Origin of the sequence: Corynebacterium sp. KPL2825 (assembly GCF_037908445.1) — a bacterium.
In the GTDB taxonomy this organism is placed as follows: domain Bacteria; phylum Actinomycetota; class Actinomycetes; order Mycobacteriales; family Mycobacteriaceae; genus Corynebacterium; species Corynebacterium kefirresidentii.
This window is the reverse complement of the sequence record NZ_JBBMGI010000005.1, coordinates 13,186-29,897: the sequence shown is the minus strand read 5'-3', so window position 1 is coordinate 29,897 and position 16,712 is coordinate 13,186. Positions and strand designations below refer to the sequence as shown.

The 16,712-nt window shown below is 61.0% G+C and carries 16 protein-coding genes; 6 read left to right on the top strand and 10 right to left on the bottom strand.

What is annotated here, in order from left to right:
* Window positions 1-50: 50 nt before the first annotated feature.
* Together WMQ00_RS05110 and WMQ00_RS05105 are read left to right on the top strand one after the other, a co-directional pair.
* The gene (locus tag WMQ00_RS05110; RefSeq protein ID WP_340440737.1) at window positions 51-1,262 is read left to right on the top strand and encodes a sensor histidine kinase; all 1,212 of its coding nucleotides are present in this window, start codon (window positions 51-53) and stop codon (window positions 1,260-1,262) included.
* Window positions 1,259-1,912, top strand: coding sequence for a response regulator (locus tag WMQ00_RS05105; protein WP_200288754.1), 654 nt, complete (start codon window positions 1,259-1,261; stop codon window positions 1,910-1,912). Before WMQ00_RS05110 ends, WMQ00_RS05105 begins: the two co-directional genes overlap by 4 nt.
* Window positions 1,913-1,934: 22 nt before the next feature.
* Here the strand turns inward: WMQ00_RS05105 and WMQ00_RS05100 are convergent, their stop codons facing one another.
* Complete coding sequence (locus tag WMQ00_RS05100) at window positions 1,935-2,315, bottom strand: hypothetical protein (RefSeq protein WP_200288755.1); 381 nt, start codon at window positions 2,313-2,315, stop codon at window positions 1,935-1,937.
* Between the two features lie 170 nt (window positions 2,316-2,485).
* Here WMQ00_RS05100 and WMQ00_RS05095 point away from each other — a divergent pair, with 170 nt between their 5' ends.
* The 3 genes from WMQ00_RS05095 (at window position 2,486) to thpR (ending at window position 4,622) form a co-directional block, all read left to right on the top strand.
* A complete protein-coding gene (locus WMQ00_RS05095; protein WP_340440736.1) occupies window positions 2,486-3,868 on the top strand; it encodes a YeeE/YedE thiosulfate transporter family protein in 1,383 nt (460 codons plus the stop codon).
* A gap of 85 nt (window positions 3,869-3,953) precedes the next feature.
* Window positions 3,954-4,076, top strand: a complete 123-nt coding sequence (locus tag WMQ00_RS05090) for a hypothetical protein (protein ID WP_340440735.1) — start codon at window positions 3,954-3,956, stop codon at window positions 4,074-4,076.
* Window positions 4,077-4,079: 3 nt separating this feature from the next.
* Window positions 4,080-4,622 (top strand): RNA 2',3'-cyclic phosphodiesterase, encoded by a 543-nt coding sequence (gene thpR, locus WMQ00_RS05085; RefSeq protein ID WP_284798745.1) that lies wholly within the window; start codon window positions 4,080-4,082, stop codon window positions 4,620-4,622.
* Here the strand turns inward: thpR and WMQ00_RS05080 are convergent.
* The 6 genes from WMQ00_RS05080 to WMQ00_RS05055 all read right to left on the bottom strand — a co-directional run bounded on the left by WMQ00_RS05080 (window position 4,619) and on the right by WMQ00_RS05055 (window position 11,966).
* Window positions 4,619-6,310 carry an FUSC family protein gene (locus WMQ00_RS05080; RefSeq protein WP_340440734.1) on the bottom strand — a complete coding sequence of 564 codons (1,692 nt, stop codon included), beginning with the start codon at window positions 6,308-6,310 and terminating at the stop codon, window positions 4,619-4,621. The two genes, thpR and WMQ00_RS05080, sit on opposite strands and share 4 nt — an antisense overlap.
* 67 nt (window positions 6,311-6,377) lie before the next feature.
* Window positions 6,378-7,832, bottom strand: a complete 1,455-nt coding sequence (locus WMQ00_RS05075; protein ID WP_259825566.1) for an ATP-binding cassette domain-containing protein — start codon at window positions 7,830-7,832, stop codon at window positions 6,378-6,380.
* Window positions 7,829-8,650 carry an ABC transporter permease gene (locus WMQ00_RS05070; RefSeq protein ID WP_259825565.1) on the bottom strand — a complete coding sequence of 274 codons (822 nt, stop codon included), beginning with the start codon at window positions 8,648-8,650 and terminating at the stop codon, window positions 7,829-7,831. The genes WMQ00_RS05075 and WMQ00_RS05070 overlap by 4 nt, the downstream gene beginning before the upstream one ends.
* Window positions 8,650-9,618, bottom strand: coding sequence for an ABC transporter permease (locus WMQ00_RS05065; protein WP_259825564.1), 969 nt, complete (start codon window positions 9,616-9,618; stop codon window positions 8,650-8,652). The genes WMQ00_RS05070 and WMQ00_RS05065 overlap by 1 nt, the downstream gene beginning before the upstream one ends.
* The gene (locus WMQ00_RS05060; protein WP_259825563.1) at window positions 9,615-11,162 is read right to left on the bottom strand and encodes an ABC transporter substrate-binding protein; all 1,548 of its coding nucleotides are present in this window, start codon (window positions 11,160-11,162) and stop codon (window positions 9,615-9,617) included. The genes WMQ00_RS05065 and WMQ00_RS05060 overlap by 4 nt, the downstream gene beginning before the upstream one ends.
* A 39-nt stretch (window positions 11,163-11,201) precedes the next feature.
* Window positions 11,202-11,966 (bottom strand): GntR family transcriptional regulator, encoded by a 765-nt coding sequence (locus WMQ00_RS05055; protein ID WP_086588313.1) that lies wholly within the window; start codon window positions 11,964-11,966, stop codon window positions 11,202-11,204.
* Between the two features lie 198 nt (window positions 11,967-12,164).
* Here WMQ00_RS05055 and WMQ00_RS05050 point away from each other — a divergent pair, with 198 nt between their 5' ends.
* Window positions 12,165-12,701: a hypothetical protein gene (locus WMQ00_RS05050; protein ID WP_239207886.1), complete on the top strand. Its 537-nt coding sequence runs from the start codon at window positions 12,165-12,167 to the stop codon at window positions 12,699-12,701.
* Here WMQ00_RS05050 and WMQ00_RS05045 read toward each other — a convergent pair.
* The 3 genes from WMQ00_RS05045 to WMQ00_RS05035 all read right to left on the bottom strand — a co-directional run bounded on the left by WMQ00_RS05045 (window position 12,698) and on the right by WMQ00_RS05035 (window position 16,640).
* Window positions 12,698-13,717, bottom strand: a complete 1,020-nt coding sequence (locus WMQ00_RS05045; RefSeq protein WP_200288764.1) for an LLM class flavin-dependent oxidoreductase — start codon at window positions 13,715-13,717, stop codon at window positions 12,698-12,700. The two genes, WMQ00_RS05050 and WMQ00_RS05045, sit on opposite strands and share 4 nt — an antisense overlap.
* Window positions 13,718-13,903: 186 nt before the next feature.
* Window positions 13,904-15,304 carry a branched-chain amino acid transport system II carrier protein gene (gene brnQ, locus WMQ00_RS05040; RefSeq protein ID WP_200288765.1) on the bottom strand — a complete coding sequence of 467 codons (1,401 nt, stop codon included), beginning with the start codon at window positions 15,302-15,304 and terminating at the stop codon, window positions 13,904-13,906.
* Between the two features lie 205 nt (window positions 15,305-15,509).
* Window positions 15,510-16,640 (bottom strand): MalY/PatB family protein, encoded by a 1,131-nt coding sequence (locus WMQ00_RS05035; protein WP_340440732.1) that lies wholly within the window; start codon window positions 16,638-16,640, stop codon window positions 15,510-15,512.
* Window positions 16,641-16,712: the final 72 nt, after the last annotated feature.

Sequence of the window (16,712 nt, the reverse complement as noted above, 5' to 3'; positions counted from 1 at the left end):
CTGCGGGGGATACCGCGCCGCCGGCGGGCCGGCTTAGACTGGTGCACGTTATGAAGTTGTTCCGAAAATCCGACGAAATGCTCCAGCGTCCGCTGTGGCAGAAAATTCTCATCGCAGTAATCGTTTTCTTCGGCGACGTGACGGCCATGTCGGAAAGTATTGCGGCAAATGATTCCTCAGAGAATCGGGTGCTTGTTACATCTGCGGTGATGGTCGGTACCTGGGCGCTTTTACCTTTGGCTTTGCGCCATACCGTTGGGGAGCGTGACCCGCGCAGTACGCAGCCCGGCCCGCGCAGTGCATTGGTAGCAGCAACTATTATTTCGGCGACGGTGTCGATTGCTAGGTTTCGGCCTTCGGTATTTATAGCGGCGTTTTCTGCGGCCTCGCGCCGCAGCCGGTTGTGGATGGCGCTGGTATGCACGGCCATGGTGCTCTCGGAGTTGGTCGATTTTGATATATCTCGAAGCGAAGGGCTTAGTGCGCCCGGGAAGTTGGGATTTTTCTCTGGCATCATCCTCCCAGCAGTAGTGGTTTTAGTCGTCGGGTTGGTTCGCTCGAACCAAAAAGAGCGCACGATTGCGCTGCAGGCGCAGGCGGAGCTCACGCATGAGGAAATGACCACCCGGGAGAATTTTGCGCGGCAGGAAGAACGCGACCGGATCGCGCGGGATATGCACGATACACTCTCGCATCGACTGAGCATGATTGCGGTCTACGCCGGCGGGTTGGCCTACCGCAAGGACCTAGATCCGGAAGAGACACGGAAGTCCGCGCGCACGATTCGCGATGAAGCCGAGGCCGCCGTGGGGGATCTGCGTGAGGCGCTGCACTCGCTGCGCAGCGAGGGGCGCATCGATCCGCGCGAGGGCGTGGAATCGCTGGTGGAGCGTTCCCGCCAGGCGGGCATGGACGTGGAAGTGCGCTACCAGGCGGGCGCGGGGCCGCAATCGCTGGAGGAGCTGAGCACCATGGCCGGCCACGCGCTCAACCGCGTGGTCCAGGAGGGCCTGACCAACGCACGCAAGCACGCACCGGGGCAGCCGGTTACCATCACCATCGCCACGCTTGCCGACGCCCTGTCTATCACCATGTCTAACCCCACCGCCCAGACTGGGGAAAAGGCAGGCGTGCACAGTGGTGGGTACGGGATCGTCGGCATGCGCGAGCGCGCTAGTGTTGTGGGCGGATCATTGCAGGTACAAGACTGGGAAGAAAGCTTCTCGTGGACGCTGCGCCTGCCAAGGAAGGAAGAAAAGTGAGTGAAATTCGGGTGGTGCTCGTCGACGATGAGCCGCTGCTGCGCCACGGCCTGCGCATGATCTTGGAAGGCGCGCCGGGCATTAGCGTCATTGGCGAGGCCGGCAACGGCAAGGAAGGCATCGAACTTATCTTGGCCGAGGAACCTGATGTGGTGCTGATGGATATCCGCATGCCGGTCATGGACGGCATCGAGGCGACGGCGCAGTTGCATTCGCTCGCCGGCGCGCGTGATATCCCGGTGGTGATGCTCACTGCTTTTGATACCGACGAGTTCATCCTGCACGCCCTGCGCGCTGGGGCGGTGGGATTCTTGTTGAAGACGACGGCGCCGGAGGCGCTGGTGGCGTCGGTAAGAGCAGCGGCCCAAGGCCAGCAACAGTTAAGCCCGAAGGTGCTAAAAAACCTGGTGGGGTTGGCAGACACGCCGCCGCAGCCGGAACAGGAGATGATTCAGCCCAGTGGGCTAGATGAGCTTAGCGAGCGCGAAAATGAAATCGCCCAGCTGGTGGCCCAGGGGCTGAGCAATGCCGAGATTGCCGAGCAGCTTTTCATCTCGCTGACCACGGTCAAGACGCACATGAAGCACATCCTGGCCAAGATCGATGGCACCAACCGGGTGCATATTGCCATTGCAGTGCTTGGCGGCTAGCTCCTGCTCGGTGCGGGACCGGCTAGGGCCGACGGAAAATGGCGGAGACTAGCCCGATAAGCGCAATGGCGCCGACGATGATGGAGGCGGCCGGCCAGTATTGCGGGTAGTACTTGAGCGTGTAGCCAAAGACTTGGCCGTCATCGAAGTGCTGCCACAGTGTTACAGGCATCCACCACAGCTTGGTCAGGGTGAGCAGCGCGCCCACGAGGCCGGCGGCAACGCGGCTGCCCCCACGCAAGAAGAAGCTGGCCGCAACCAGCAGTACGCCCGCGATGGTCAGGGCGAAGAGGAGGGGAGTTTCGGTGCCCAGCGGAGAGCCGCGCAGCAGGAACTCGTGGTCAATTTCGTGTTGTTCGATGAGGGTATATCCATCGAGTACGACGTCATCTGGGATTCCCATTATTTCTCCTTATTAGTGTCCGGGGGCGGCTGGGGCGCCTGAGGTGGCATAGGGAAGGCCGACGGAAACGCGGAAATCTGCCACCCTAGAACCGGGTTGTACATCTATTATAGACAAATCTGTCTTAGAAGGCGTAGTCTGAGGCCTTTGACTCGATACAAGGAGACAGTGTGATTATTACCGGACTTCTCACCGGCATCGTCTTCGGTGCTGTGCTGCAGCGCGGGCGCTTCTGCGTGACCGGCATGCTGCGCGATATTTTCCTCACTAAGACCTGGCGCGGTTTTACCGCTCTGCTCATTTTGATCTCGGTCCATGCTTTTGGCCTTACCCTGTTGACCGGCGCTGACGTGCTCTCTCCGGAGATTGCTGATTTCAAACCAGTAGCCGTCATCGTTGGCGGCTTCATCTTTGGCCTTGGCATCATCTTGTCTGGCGGCTGCGCTTCAGGCACGTGGTACCGCCCTGCCGAGGGCCTAGTTGGCTCGTGGATTGCGCTGCTGTTTTATGGGCTGTCAGCCGCGGCGATGAAATCCGGTCCGTTGTCCGGGGCGAATGATTGGTTCAAGCAGTGGAGTCTGCCGGTGACCACCATTCACGGCGCGCTGCATATCTCCCCGTGGATTCTGGTCGCGGTTTTGTGGGTGGTGACCTTCCTGTTGTGGCGCCACTACCGCGCCAAGGATGCCGGGCGCCCGAAGGTGGACTTGGGCCAGCCGTGGTACGCCAAGCCGTTGAATATGAATATCGCGGCCATCGCAGTGGGCATTATCGGCACGGTGGGCTTCGTTCTCTCTGCCGATGCTGGCCGCAATGGTGGCCTCGGCATCACGACGCCGACGGCGGACATCGTTCGCTGGAGCGCCACCGGCGATTCCGCGCGCATGAACTGGGGCACCCTGCTAGTTATTGGCTTGTTGGTGGGCGCCTTTATCGCCGCCAAGTCCGCCGGTGAATTCCGCGTGCGCGTTCCAGATGCGCAGACTGCGACCCGCGCAATTTGGGGCGGCATCATGATGGGTGTCGGCGCTTCGCTCGCCGGCGGTTGCACCGTGGGCAATGGCATGGTGGAGACCTCCCTGTTTAGCTTCCAGGGCTGGGTATCGCTGTTCTTTATGGCCCTGGGCGTAGGTGCGGGCGCGCGCCTGTGGCTGAAACCCAAGAGTGAGCCGCAGCAGCCGCAGACCTACTCCACGGAGGAATCCGTGGATAACTCGGTGCTCTCCGCCGAGGACAAGGTCCTGCCAAGCTTCGCCACGGCAACTGGAGCGGTAGCGCTCAAGACCAAGCCGCAGGCCAAGGACAAAGCCCGCGCGCTGGGCGGTGGGTGCTATGCGCTCGATACCCTTGGCGCGGTGTGCCCGTTCCCGCTGATTGAGGCCAAGCAGGTCATGGCTGAGTTGGAGCCAGGTGAGGCGCTGGTCATTGACTTTGACTGCACCCAGGCCACCGACTCGATTCCGCAGTGGGCGGCCGATGAAGGCCATGAGATTCGTGATTTCCATCGCGCGGGCGATGCCGGCTGGCAGGTCACGGTAGTCAAAGGCGGCTAATTACATCATTGTCAGCTACTATGTGGAGGCAGAAGAATCGCGCGTGATTCTTCTGCCTCCTTTGTGGTTTGAAAGAAGTTATCGCATGCCCGAGTTTGATGATAATTCCACCGCCGTTGCGGATATTTTGCATGCCTTCGCCGTCTTTGAACGCGAGGAAGAACACGTGCTAGACGCGGAGCTGCGCCTTAACATGTATGCCAGCTAGACCATGATTCGCGTCTTTTCCGCGCTGCTGCCTTCTGCCGCCGCGCGCGAGCATATGGTACATACGCTTAGGCCCATCCATGCGGCAACCACCAACGAGTTGCGCTGGACGGATCCGGATAATTGGCATGTGACCATGGCCTTTTATGGCGACCAGCCCAATGATGCCGCGGCTGTGCGCGAGCACCTCGCCCACGCGGTGGCTGGGCGCTCGGCGTTGGATGTGCATGTGAGCGGAGCGGGAAGTTTTGAGCAGCGCACCCTGTGGTTGGGCGTCGGTGGCCAGGCGCGGGGTGTGCGGGAGTTGATGGCGGATTGCCAGCTTGCCGATGTCCCCTTTAATCACCACCGCCCCCACCTCACCGTCGCGCGTGCCGGCCGGCGTACCCGTGATCCGTGGGTACTGGGGGATGTCGTGCGTGCGTTATCGGTGTACCGAGGACCGGACTTTTGCGTGGACCGGGTATGCCTTATGCAATCGCACCTAGGCGAGGGCCGCGGCGGCGGGCCGCGCTACGAAGTAATTGAGGAATACCCCCTGGTCTAGGCGGTGCGGGCGGCACGGATTTCCCGCACGAGGGCATCGAGCTCTTCGCGGGTGGCGGTGCGATCCGGGTGAGTGGTGCAAAAATCCAAAAGGAAGTAGCCGGCGTGCTGCAGCGTGATGTGGCGGGCCCAGAATTGGCGCACGGCTTCTGGGTTATCGGCGGCGAGGGATTGGATGGCGCGGCGCTCGGAAAGCAGCTCGTACTGTAGGTCACGGCGTGCGGACAATACGGAATCTGGGGTATTGACAAAGAGCAGTCCGAGCAGGGTAGCCATGGACTCCATCGCACGGACCTGCAGGCGGGCCTGATTGCGTACTGGGGCGCTGCGCTGCCATAGCCACAGCACCGCGGTGGCTATGAGGATGGACAAGAGGATCTCGCCGCAGCGAGCTTGAATAGTGGGCAACAGAGGACGGGTGGCCGAGTTGCCCATGAGAAGAGCGAGCGGGGTGGAGAAGATAACGCAGATGGCGTAGTTCTTCGCCACGAAGATTTCGGCACAGAATTGGCACGCGGCCAGCGTGAGCAGGAGCGTCCAGCCATTAATACCGAAGTAGTGAAGGATGGAAAATAGCAGCACGCCCACTACAGAGCCGAGCATGCGGTGGATGCCGCGGACGGTGCCCGGCACATGGTCGGGTCCCCATTGCAGCATGAGGAAGGCAGAGACCACGCCCCAGTCCGGCCGGTCGAAGCCGAGGCTAAGGCCCACGAGCACGGTAATGATCGCCGAAAGAACCACCTTTTGGGTAGTGACCATGGCATGCGAATCCTGCACCGCGGCGCGGTAAAGCCGGTACCGGCCCGTGGGCCGGGTATGGGGGATAGCGGTGCGATTCGGGTCGACGTCGGTGACATGATCGGTAAGCTGGTCCGAATCGGAGCCGAGGTCAAGGGCGCGGTTATGTGCCACGATGGTGTGCTGGGCTGCAAGGGTGCGCTCTACTAGGTGGGCTCCTTGGGAGTCGATGATGCGGCCACCGCGGATAATGTGGGCGTCGGAAAGCGCCTGCCATGCAGCAAAAAGTGCGGTTTGTGCTTGGTGGTGGCGGGCGAGTGAATCATCCTGTCCGGCCTGGAAGGCAGACGCGGCCGTTTCCAGGCTGGCTACGGCGCGGCGCTCAGGGCCGTGCGGGTCAAAAAGGGCCGGGGCCATGCCGAGGATCAAGCTGGCCACCATGCCCGTCAGCGCCCAAAAGAGCAGCTGGCCCACGGTGACATCGGTGCGGGCGAGCATGACCGAGCCGCCGCCGACCATGACGAGGAAGAAGGTGCCCGGTGGCGGCAGGCGCAGCGCATTTTGGGCAAAGCCACAACCGGCGGCCAATGCCGTGGAGTAGAGGCCTGCGAGTAGGAGCCACCAATGGCCGTGGCCGGGCGCAAAGATAAGATGGCCTACCAACACGCCGACGGCGGCGACGGTAATGAGCGCGGTGCCGGCGGTGAGCATGACGCGCGGGCGGGTGCGATAGGGCTGTCCCTCGCCAAAGATGACGGTAAACGCGCCGGTGGAAATGAGCAGGATAGCGTAGTCGTGGCCGGTAAGCAGCGCAATGGCGCCGGGCAGGAGAATCGCCAATCCCGCGCGCAGTGCACCAGGCCAGCGCACCGAGGCGCTATTAAATGCGGTGAGTAGCTGGGTGGTGCTAGGGCGCTGCGGGATGGGATAGTCAAGCTGGGCGGCCACGGAGCAGCAGGATCCTTTCTAAGTGGAGTTATCTGACCCGACTACCTTACGCCCACCAACACCCGCTTTACATCTCGGCGGCCGCGATAAGCCGACGCGTGTAGTCCGTGCTGGGGGAGGACCATACGGCCTCGGTAGGGCCGTGCTCGATGAGCCGGCCGTGGTCGAGAACGGCGACGCTATCGCAGAGGTGGCGCACCACCGCAAGGTCGTGGGTGACAAAGAGTAAGGTGAGCTCTCGCTTGTCGATGATCTCTGCCAGTAGCTCCAAAACCTGCGCGCGCACGGACATATCGAGGGCCGAGACTGCTTCATCGGCCAGCAGGATATCTGGCTCGCCACACAGCGCGCGGGCAATGGAAATGCGCTGGCGCTGGCCACCTGAAAACTCGTGCGGGAAGCGGTCGAGGCTATCGGTCGGAAGCCCGACCTCCTCGAGCGCGGCCGCGGCGCGGGACCGCTTTTCGGCCTTGTTTGGGTTGCCCGGCATAGCCTCTGCGATGGATTTCCAGATCTTTAGCCGGGGATTGAGAGAGCCCTGCGGGTCTTGGAAGACCATCTGCACCCGGCCACGGACGGTGACCTCGCCGCTTGTGGGCTGGTCGAGTCCGGCAATGAGCTTGAGCAGGCTGGTCTTTCCCGATCCGGAGCCACCCACAATGCCGAGGCGCTCGCCGTGGTGCACGCGCAAGTCGATGCCGTCGAGTGCGGCGTGAGTGCCGTGCACCTTGCTAACCCCTTCGAGCGTGACCAGGGAATCTTCCGCTGCGGCCGGGGCAAGGCTCATCTCTGGCAGCTGGGAGGAATCGATGAGCTCGCGGGTATAGGGATGCTCGGGCTGGGCAAGAATCCGCTCGGTAGGGCCAGACTCCACCACTGCGCCGTGGTGCATTACCACAACGCGGGGACACATGCGGCGGATGACTCCCAAGTCATGGGTGATGAAGATCAGCGCGATGCCGCGAGCCTTGGTCACGCGCTCGATGACGCGCAACACGCCATCCTGCGTGGTGGCATCCAGCGCAGTGGTCGGTTCATCGCAGATGAGCAGATCGGGATGGCCGGCCATAGCCATGGCAATGAGCACGCGCTGGCGCTGGCCGCCGGAGAGCTGGTGTGGGAATCGGGTGGCGATATCGGCGGCCAGGTCCACCTCTTCGAGAGCGGTTGCGGTATCGCGCACCCCGGCTTGGGCCAGTTGCTTGCCCACGCGCATAAGCGGATCCAGCGCGCTCATCGGTTCTTGGAAGACCATGGCCATGGTCTTCCCGCGCAACGGGCGGATGCGGGCATCGCGTGTGCCGACTACCTCGTGGCCATCCACGGTGACGGAGCCGCTCGCGCGCACCCCATCGGGCAAAAGCCCCATGATGGACAGCGCAGTGAGCGATTTGCCGGAGCCGGATTCACCAATAATGCCGAGCCTTTCGCCGGCCGCGAGCTCGAAGTTCAAGGGCCCCAAAAGGGCAGTGGTGGACCCAGCAGCGGTGACCGCCAGGTTATCTACTTTGAGCAGGCTCATCGCGCGGATCCTTTCAGGCGGGGATCGAGGAGGTCACGGAGGGCGTCGCCAAGCAGGTTAAAGCCCAGCACTGTTGCCGCAATGGCCAGGCCGGGCCAGAAGGCCTGCAGAGGAGCGGTGCCCAGAAGCGACTGGGAATCTTGCAGCATCCGGCCCCACGAGGCGGCCGGTGGGGCGGTGCCTAAGCCAAGATAGGACAGGCCGGCCTCGGCCAGGATGGCAAGCGCGAAATATACCGAGGCCTGCACGATGAGCAGACCGGCAAGATTGGGCAGAATATGGCGCCACGCTACCTTCCAGCCCGGCACCGCGGAAATGCGCGCGGAGGAAATATAGTCCTGCGTGATGACCTGCAGCGTGCCCGAGCGCGCAACCCTGGCAAAGGAGGGAATGCCGGCGATGCCGATGGCAATCATGGCCGTAAGTGTTGAAGGCCCCCAGACCGCGCCAGCAATAATCGCCAAAAGCAGCGCAGGGAAGGCAAGCAGCAAATCTGCACCGCGCATCACTAACGCATCGGCCCATGTGCCGCGGCGCATGCCAGCAAGGATGCCGAGCGGCACGCCGACCACGGCGGCGATTCCCACGGCCACTAGGCCGACGAAGACCGTAATCTGGGCACCCGCCATGATCCGGGAAGCGGTATCGCGACCGAAGCGGTCCGTACCAAGGAGATGCTCGGCGCTGGGGCCGGCAAGGCTCACATCCGGGTGCGCGAGAGTAGGGTCATACGGCGTCCACACCAGCGAAATCACTGCCACCAGCACCGTGGCGGCGACGAGGATGGCCCCCAGCCAGCCAGAAAAACGCAGCTTCATTATTTATCACCTGCCGTGATGCGCGGATCGATGAATCGGTAGGCCACATCCGTGAGGGCATTGACCACCAAGGCGAAGGCGACGAGGAGCATGACCAAGGTCTGCACCGTGGTCAGATCGCGCACCGCCACCGCATCCAGCAGCATCGAACCTATGCCGGGGATGACAAAGACGGACTCAATTACTACGGCGCCCACGACCATCGTGGTTAGCTGTACGCCGGCCACGGTAAGCACGGGCAGCGCCGCATTGCGCAGGCCGTGGCGCTTCAGCGCCTGCCACGGGGACTGACCCAGCGCACGGGCGGTACGAATATAGTCCTGATGCAGCACATCGAGCACAGCCGAGCGCACATAGCGCGTCAGCATTGCACCTTGCACCACGGCCAGCGCAATAACCGGCAAGATGAGGTGGCGCATAAACTCGCCTGCGCCCTGGTTTGGCGGCACCCAACCATTGGCCGGCAGCCAGCCTAGGTGAACGGCAAAGATGGCCACCAGGATGATGCCGAGAAGGAAGCTGGGCACCGCAATGCCTAGCTGCGTACCGGCAGAAACCACATCCGCGCTGCGGGTACGGTTGCGCAGTGCCAACCACATTCCCACCGGAATGGCCCCGGCCAATGCGAGCAGCATCGCCAAACCAATCAGGATGAGCGTGACTTGGGCGCGGTCCAGCACCAGCGGCGTAATATCTTGTTGCGAGGACAATGACTGCCCAAAACTGCCGGTAAACAGGCCTTTTATCCACTCCCAATATTGCGTGAGCAGCGGGCGATCCAGGCCCAGCTCAGAGCTGAGCTTGCCGACGGCCTCTTCGGTCGCATTCACTCCCAGCGCCACCCGCGCCGGGTTGCCTGGCACCGCGCGCATGAGCGCGAAGATGATGATGGAGGCGGCAAAGAGCGTTAATGCAAAGCGCAGCAGCGGGCGCACGATGGCGCGCCCAGTAAGGCGAAGGGAAGTCATCGTGCCTCCTTTTCGGTGGTCACTGCGGAGCTGAGATCGCGCAAGATCAGCGCGTCCGTGACCTGATCAGGGTGCAGCCCGCGCACGCCTGTGCGGGTGAGCACGATATTTGGCATATTCATCAAGGTCAGCGCGCCGGCATCTGCCATGATCTGATCCACGGCTTGTGCCATGAGCTGGGGATAGTCCTGCTCGGGCGCGGAGTCGGCTTGGGCCAAAAGCTCGCGGGTGCGCGGCGAATCGTAGTTGAGGTAATAGTCCGGATCGCCGAATAGGGTTGGCACATCGCGCGGTTCTACGTGGGAGATGAGCGACATTTGATAGTCTTTGGCGCCCATGACCTGGCCCAACCATACGGCTGGGAACTCGGCGGATTCCAGCTTCACCTTAAAGCCAACTTCGGTGAGTTGCGAGTACAGCAGCTCGGCGACGGTCTGGGCATAGGGCAGCGTCGGTGTAGTCAGCGTGATTTCGGCCCCTTCTGCGCCGGCCTCTTCGAGCAACTGGCGGGCCTTATCCGGATTGTAGTCGTAGTAGCGCTTGCCTTGGAACCATGGATCTGTAGGTGGGATTGGTGCACCACCGGTGTCTTTGGCTAGGCCATTCCACAAAATGTCATTGGCCGCCTTGCGGTCGACGGCATAGGCGACTGCCTGGCGCACGCGCGGATCATCAAAGGGAGCCCGGGCATTATTCATGGATAGCAACACCTCACCATTGGTGGTGCCGACCTCGGTAGCGATGCCGTCCTTGACGTCGTCGAGAAGCTCCGGGTTTTGCACACCCCAGACCACATCCACGCCGCCGGCCTGCAGGGCATTGACCGAGGAGATGGTGTCTGGGAAATAGCGAACGGTGACATCGTGCGCGGCGGGCTTTCCCCAATAATTTTTGCGGACCTTGAGCTCCACAAATTCCGAAGGCGCAAAGCGGGACACCTCAAAGGGCCCGGTACCCACCGGTTGGGCGGCGAGGTTATCCATGCCATTAGGCGTCATCATCGCGCCGGTGGCCGTGCCCATGGACCAGAGCCAGCCATTCGACGGCTGTTTCAGGCGCACCTTTAGTGTGTGTTCATCGGTGGCCGTGGCTTTTTCTACCGGATCCATGGCTGCTGAGATGCCATTGGTCCATTTCTCGCGAACGTAATCAATGGAAAAGGCCGCGGTCTCGGCGGTAAAAGCATCGCCATTGGAAAAGGTGACACCTTTGCGCAGATGGAAGGTATAGCTGCGGGCATCGTCGCTGATCTCCCACGAGGTGGCGAGCCCTGGGGTGATAGAACCATCCTCATCGATGCGCACGAGAGTTTCGTAGACATTGTCCATGAGTACGGCGGGGATGGCAGCACCACCGGTAGTGGTGAAATCTAGGGAAGTGGCCGCCGAGGTGGAGGCTACGGTAAGGGAAGCAGAAGCGGAGTCGCTATCTGCTTGGGAGGTATCAACCACCGCGGTATGGCCTGCCGAGCACGCTGATACGGTTCCGACAGCGGCCGCCATGGCGAGGCTACCCAGCGCCCTGCCGGCGCGAAATCTTCTCATAGGAAGCAGGGTAGCCGGTGGGGATAGCTGCCGTGAAACTTATGCAAAATTTCCTGGAGTGGGGATAACTTCTAGGGGTGAAACGCCCCCGCGTACGTTGTTCATAGCCAGCTTCATGCGGTCCGCGCGATAGAGGTATACCGCCAATTCCACCGGTTCGCCGGAGTGGTTGGATATTTCCATCTGGAGCCGCCACAGTGGGGTGCCAGTGGCTACTTCAAGTGCCTCGGCATCCTCGGCCGTGGCTTCCTCCAACGTGAGTTCGCGGCGCACATTATCAAAGTCCACGCCGCATTCGTGCAGGTGCGCATGAATAGAGCCGGCATCCGCGTCGAAGTCCAAGATGTGCTTTCCCACCACCATGGGGAAATACATGCGCTCAATGGCAATGGGGTGGTCCTCGGTATAGCGCACGCGGTGGACAAAGACCACATTTTGTTCTGGGTCCACACGCAGAAAACGAGTGATTTCCCGCGGCGCACGGCGGCGAGCCAGCCACAGGGTGTGCTGTTGGGGATCCGCGTCATATTCGCTGAGCCAGCTGGAGATGGAATAGATGGATTCAAAAAGCTCTGCCTGGGTAGAGGCTAAAACGGTGGAGCGTCGCCCGCGGCCGGAGGAAACCAGCCCTTCGGCGCGCAAAGCCGCAACCGCTTGGCGCACGGGTCCGCGGGAAGAAGAAAACTTCTCGCATAAATCTGCTTCGCTAGGTAGAAAATGGCCTGGTTGCAGCACGCCAGAGCGGATCTGTTCTCGCAGGTAGTCCGCGATCTTTTTATGTTGCTGTTTATCGCGTGGGCTCATTCAACCTTTGTCCTTAGTCTCTCCGGGGCTTTTCGCAGCGGAGCGAAACACGTCAATGTTATTCCATTTTGCTAGGGTGCGCTAACGCAACAGCGTCACTAAGAAACTACGCGCTATTTGAGTGAAAAGGCACTAAATAAAATCACGCGCCGCTCTATCAGCGCTAGGTGGGTGGGAAGCACGCTAGGCTAAGTCTTCGTGAACGAGAGCACCGAAACTATTGAAGTACGCGAAGCCGGCGGTACCGCGCGCCTGGGCAAGGCAGTGACGATGGCTGTCATTATCGCCGTCGCGCTGCTGCTAATCGGTGGAGTGCTTATTTACTCGGCGCTGCAGGAGCCGGCCGACACACGCTTGCATACCGTTTACCTCATTGCCGCGCTCATGCCCTTAGGCGGGGCGCTGTGCGCGATGCTGGCGGTGGTAGCCTCCGCGCGGCGCCGAGCTCGTGCGCTGCTGCGCATTGGCGAGGATATTTCCTTGCCACTCCAGCGGACTAGGTATCCGGCCGCTGAGCTAGACCGCATGCAGTTCTATTCGCTCGAGCCGGGCCAAAATTTCCTGGCCCTGATTCCGCGTGGGGTACGCGTTTCTACCTTGGACGAAGCGCAGCAGTATTCGGTGCGATTGCCGGAGCAGGCGAACCTGGGACCGCGGGAGCTTGAGGGAAAACTCCGGGAACGGTTCCCCGAGGTCCCCATTGACCACCTAGGCCACGTAAGGGCCGAAGGCTAGCTCGGGGTGCCGGCTACGCGTGCCGGATCGAGCTGCCAGCCCTGTGCGAGCAGTTGCATATTCTTGATGACTTCCTCGTGCGAGCTGGACTGCAAGGAAACCATCAGCTCATCGGCCTTAGCGTGCTTCTGGAAGGTCTCGAGGTAGTTTGCCACCTCATCGGCGGTGCCCACGGCGGAGTACTTCAGCATGTCTAGGATCTGCTGGCCCTGGTAAGAGCCGATAATCTGCTCCACCTGCTCATCGGTGAGGTGCTTGCCGCGGCCGGCGAAGGCCTTGACGCGGTTGAAACACACGCGCTCGTATTCCTCCTGCGCCTGTTGGGTGGTCTCGGCGGCGGTGACGTTGACTCCGGCGATGAGGTAGGGCTTGCTGAAGCGCTCGGAAGGCTGGAAGTTCTCGCGGTAGTAGGTGGTAGCCTGCTCGAGGTGCTGCGGGGCAAAGTGAGAAGCAAAGGCATAAGGCAGGCCGAGCTTGGCGGCTAGCGAGGCGCCGAACATGGACGAGCCCAAAATATAGATCGGCACGTTGGTATTGGCACCTGGAACGGCGCTGACCCCCGGGATATAAGACTTGCCCTCGAGATAGGAGTTGAGCTCTTTGACGTCTTCGGGGAAGCGTTCGGCAGAGTGGGCGTCGCGGCGCAGGGCGCGGCCCAGGGTATTCATATCCGTGCCGGGTGCGCGGCCTACGCCTAAGTCGATGCGCTTGGGATACATCTCCTCCAAAGTGCCGAATTGCTCGGCGATGACATAAGGGGAGTGGTTAGGCAGCATCACTCCGCCGGAACCCAAGCGAATGCGCTCGGTCTTCGCACCAATGTGGGCGATGAGCACGGCCGGAGAAGAAGACATGATGGACTTCATATTGTGGTGCTCGGTGTACCACATGCGAGAATAGCCCAGCTTTTCTGCTTCCTGTGCCAACTGCACGGAGCGGGCGATGGATTGTGCTGGGGTCTCGCCCTCATAAATGGTGCAGAAGTCCAAGACGGAAAGATGCGCGCGTTCGGTCACGGGGAGAGCCTTCCTTTTGCTTTCGGTAAATCCTGTCTAAGTTCTCTTCTTCCAACGGTACGCGCCGCCTGACTATTCCGGGCGGGGCTATACCGCATCGCCGCAGGGGCCTGTTGACATAAAAATCCCCTCCGCCTCGGCACCGTGGTGAGGTGTGGAGTGGGAGGGGGAGGTAGGAAGGAGAGACTAAGCCTCAGCGAGGGCGTCGGCCTCCGCCGGCTCTGTTGCCGGTGGGTTGGCGGCCTCGTGCTTCTCGCCTGCCTTGGTGGCGATATCGACAACGAGGCCGATGACTGCCGCGATGGCGGTAGGGACGATCCAGCCGAGGTCTACGGACTGGCCAGGAGCCAAGCTCAAGAGGGGATCGAGTGCGTCGGTTCCCCAGCCCTGATCTGCGATAACGGACAAGGCCGACCACAGCACCGATACCCACAGTGCCAAACGGTAGGTCCAATAAAAGACCACGGACTTTTTCACCACTGGTTGGATCAGGGTGAGGAAGATAAGGGAAATAGCTGGTGGATACAGGAAAGTAATGAAGGGCACTGCAATGGACAGCACCGTCTCCAGCCCCTGGAAGGCGAAGAGAATGGACAGTGCGGTAAAGAGGCAGGCCCAGACGTGGTACTTCACCTTAGGCACAAGCATTTCGAAGAAGGCGGAGGTGGAGGTGATAAGGCCCACCGCGGTGGTCATGCAGGCCAGGATGACGATGGCGGAGAAGACGACCTGGCCGATGGTGCCCATGGTGAGATTTGCGGCGTCGGCAAGCAGGGGCGCTCCTGACTCATAGGACTGGCCATTGGGAATGGTTTGGCCTACCCACGCCAAGCCCAGATAGATAGCGGCCAGCAAAGCGCCAGCAACCAGAGCGGCAGTAATGGTGCCGTTAACCAGGGACTTCTTGGTCTTAAAACCCTTGGAACGCAAAGCGCCGACAATGACGATGGAAAAGGCCAGACCCGCAATGGCATCCATCGTGTTATAGCCCTCAAAAAGGCCGGTGACCATGGGGGAAGAAGTATAGTCCGCAGTAGGTGCTTGGGGATCGCGGGGATTGTTGAAAGCTGCCAAGGCGATGAGGACAACCAACAACGCCACCAAAGCCGGGGTGAGGAACTTACCCAAGGTATCGATAATGGAATTTGGCTTCCAAGACAGTGCTAGGGCGATAAGGAAAAAGACCACATTGAAGATGCCATTGGCCATGGTTCCCTCCCAGCCCAGCAGCGGGGTGATGGCGGTTTCCATGGAAACGGCGCCGGTGCGCGGCAGGGCGTAGAAGGCGCCGATGGCAAGGTAGGCCATTACAGAAAAGACGAGGCCGAAAAGCGCGCCACCGTTGGAGCTCAGGTCGCGCACGGAGCGGCCCGAAATGGAGACGGCAACAATGGCTAGGACCGGAAGGAGCACGCCGGCGGCGAGGAAGCCGAGGACGGCGGGCCAAAAATTGGTGCCGGCCGAAACTCCCACCATGGGTGGGAAGATGAGGTTGCCGGCGCCGAAGAACATCGAAAACAGCATCAACGACGCAATTACGATGGTGGCGACGGGCTTTGCAGTGCTTGACGCGACTGGGGTAGCCATGGTGGCTCCTTAATTTTCCATGTACAGCTAGAATGTGAGGAAGCTTTCCTTATTCCGCCGAGGGGTGATGGCGGGGTGGGGTGCGTCTCCGCGGTCCGAGGTGGCGGGTCACGCCTGTTCGTGTAATGAGACATTACCGCCCACATGGTGAGAAATCAAAGTGTGGGGGTGACGCAGAATACATGGTTGACCCAGCCGGGCCGACCTAATCGAGTGCGGCGAAGGCACGCTCCATGCGGTCGAGTGCCTCCTCCAAAATCTCGCGCGAGGTAGAGAAATTCAACCGCGCATGGCCCGGACCGCCGGTGCCAAAGGTATCGCCCTCATTGAGCGCGACCTTCGCATTCTCCCGCAACCACTTGGCCGGCTGCGGATTGCCGCCGATAGCGGTATCAGCAAAATCCAACCACAGCAGGTAGGTGGCCTCCGGCTTGCTGGTCTTTAAACCACGGATGCGCTGCGGCAGCTCCTCCACCAACCAATCGCGGGTCTGCCGCAGGTACGCTATTTCTTCATCGAGGAAGTCGCCGCACTCGCGGTAGGCAGTCTCCGCAGCAAGCACGCCCAAGGTGCCCGTGCCATTCTTGGCCACCCCAGTAAGGTCATTCCACGTGTGTACATCGGACGTATTGGAGAAAATAATCTGCGCGCACTTTAGCCCGGCAGTATTAAAAGCCTTGGAGGTAGCGGTTACCGTGATGGTGCGCTCGGCAGCCGCCGCGCTCAGCGACGCCACCGGGATATGCCGCCCCTCATAGACCAGTGGGGCATGGATTTCATCGGCCAGGATGCGCGCATCATATTTTTCCGCCAGTTCTACCAAGCCGGTGAGGTAGTCCTCGTCCAAGACACGGCCGAGCGGGTTATAAGGGTTGGCTAGCAAAATAGAGCCAGCGCCCTGCTGGAAGGCGCGCTCAATATCATCGAGCTCCAAGCTGGTCTCGATCTTTTCGCGGCCAGCGGTGCGCGGCAGCTCCAGCAGCGGAGGGTAGGAAGGCACTGGCACGATGACCGGGGAACCTTCGCGGGTAAAGTACTGCACTCCTAGCAAAAGACCCCGCACTACATCCCCAATCCAGAAAATATGCTCCGGGATAGGGCGCCAGCCATAGCGTGTGTCATAGAAATTAGCCACAGCCTCGCGCAGTCCTGAGGCCTTGGGTGCTGGGGTATAGCCGAAGGTTTCCCTATCCACCATCTCTTCCAACGCCTTCTTGATAGCGGGCGCGGTGGGGAAGTCGGACTCCGCAATCCACAGTGGCAACACATCTTCTTCGAAGACGGTCCACTTGCGGGTTCCGCGGGCTTGCAATTCTTCTAGGCTAGGAAACTCCATGGCTACAACCTTAACGCGAAGCCCGCGGCCACCCCAGCGCATTTATGCGCTTTTATTCAACTGGCTTATCTT

Coding starts and splice junctions, on each gene's coding strand:
- WMQ00_RS05065 (WP_259825564.1), bottom strand. CDS start 9,618: ATGACTTCCCTTCGCCTTACTGGGCGCGCCATCGTGCGCCCGCTGCTG.
- WMQ00_RS05090 (WP_340440735.1), top strand. CDS start 3,954: ATGCCCGAGTTTGATGATAATTCCACCGCCGTTGCGGATATTTTGCAT.
- brnQ (WP_200288765.1), bottom strand. CDS start 15,304: ATGGCTACCCCAGTCGCGTCAAGCACTGCAAAGCCCGTCGCCACCATC.
- WMQ00_RS05060 (WP_259825563.1), bottom strand. CDS start 11,162: ATGAGAAGATTTCGCGCCGGCAGGGCGCTGGGTAGCCTCGCCATGGCG.
- WMQ00_RS05070 (WP_259825565.1), bottom strand. CDS start 8,650: ATGAAGCTGCGTTTTTCTGGCTGGCTGGGGGCCATCCTCGTCGCCGCC.
- WMQ00_RS05055 (WP_086588313.1), bottom strand. CDS start 11,966: ATGAGCCCACGCGATAAACAGCAACATAAAAAGATCGCGGACTACCTG.
- WMQ00_RS05075 (WP_259825566.1), bottom strand. CDS start 7,832: ATGAGCCTGCTCAAAGTAGATAACCTGGCGGTCACCGCTGCTGGGTCC.
- WMQ00_RS05100 (WP_200288755.1), bottom strand. CDS start 2,315: ATGGGAATCCCAGATGACGTCGTACTCGATGGATATACCCTCATCGAA.
- WMQ00_RS05035 (WP_340440732.1), bottom strand. CDS start 16,640: ATGGAGTTTCCTAGCCTAGAAGAATTGCAAGCCCGCGGAACCCGCAAG.
- thpR (WP_284798745.1), top strand. CDS start 4,080: ATGATTCGCGTCTTTTCCGCGCTGCTGCCTTCTGCCGCCGCGCGCGAG.
- WMQ00_RS05110 (WP_340440737.1), top strand. CDS start 51: ATGAAGTTGTTCCGAAAATCCGACGAAATGCTCCAGCGTCCGCTGTGG.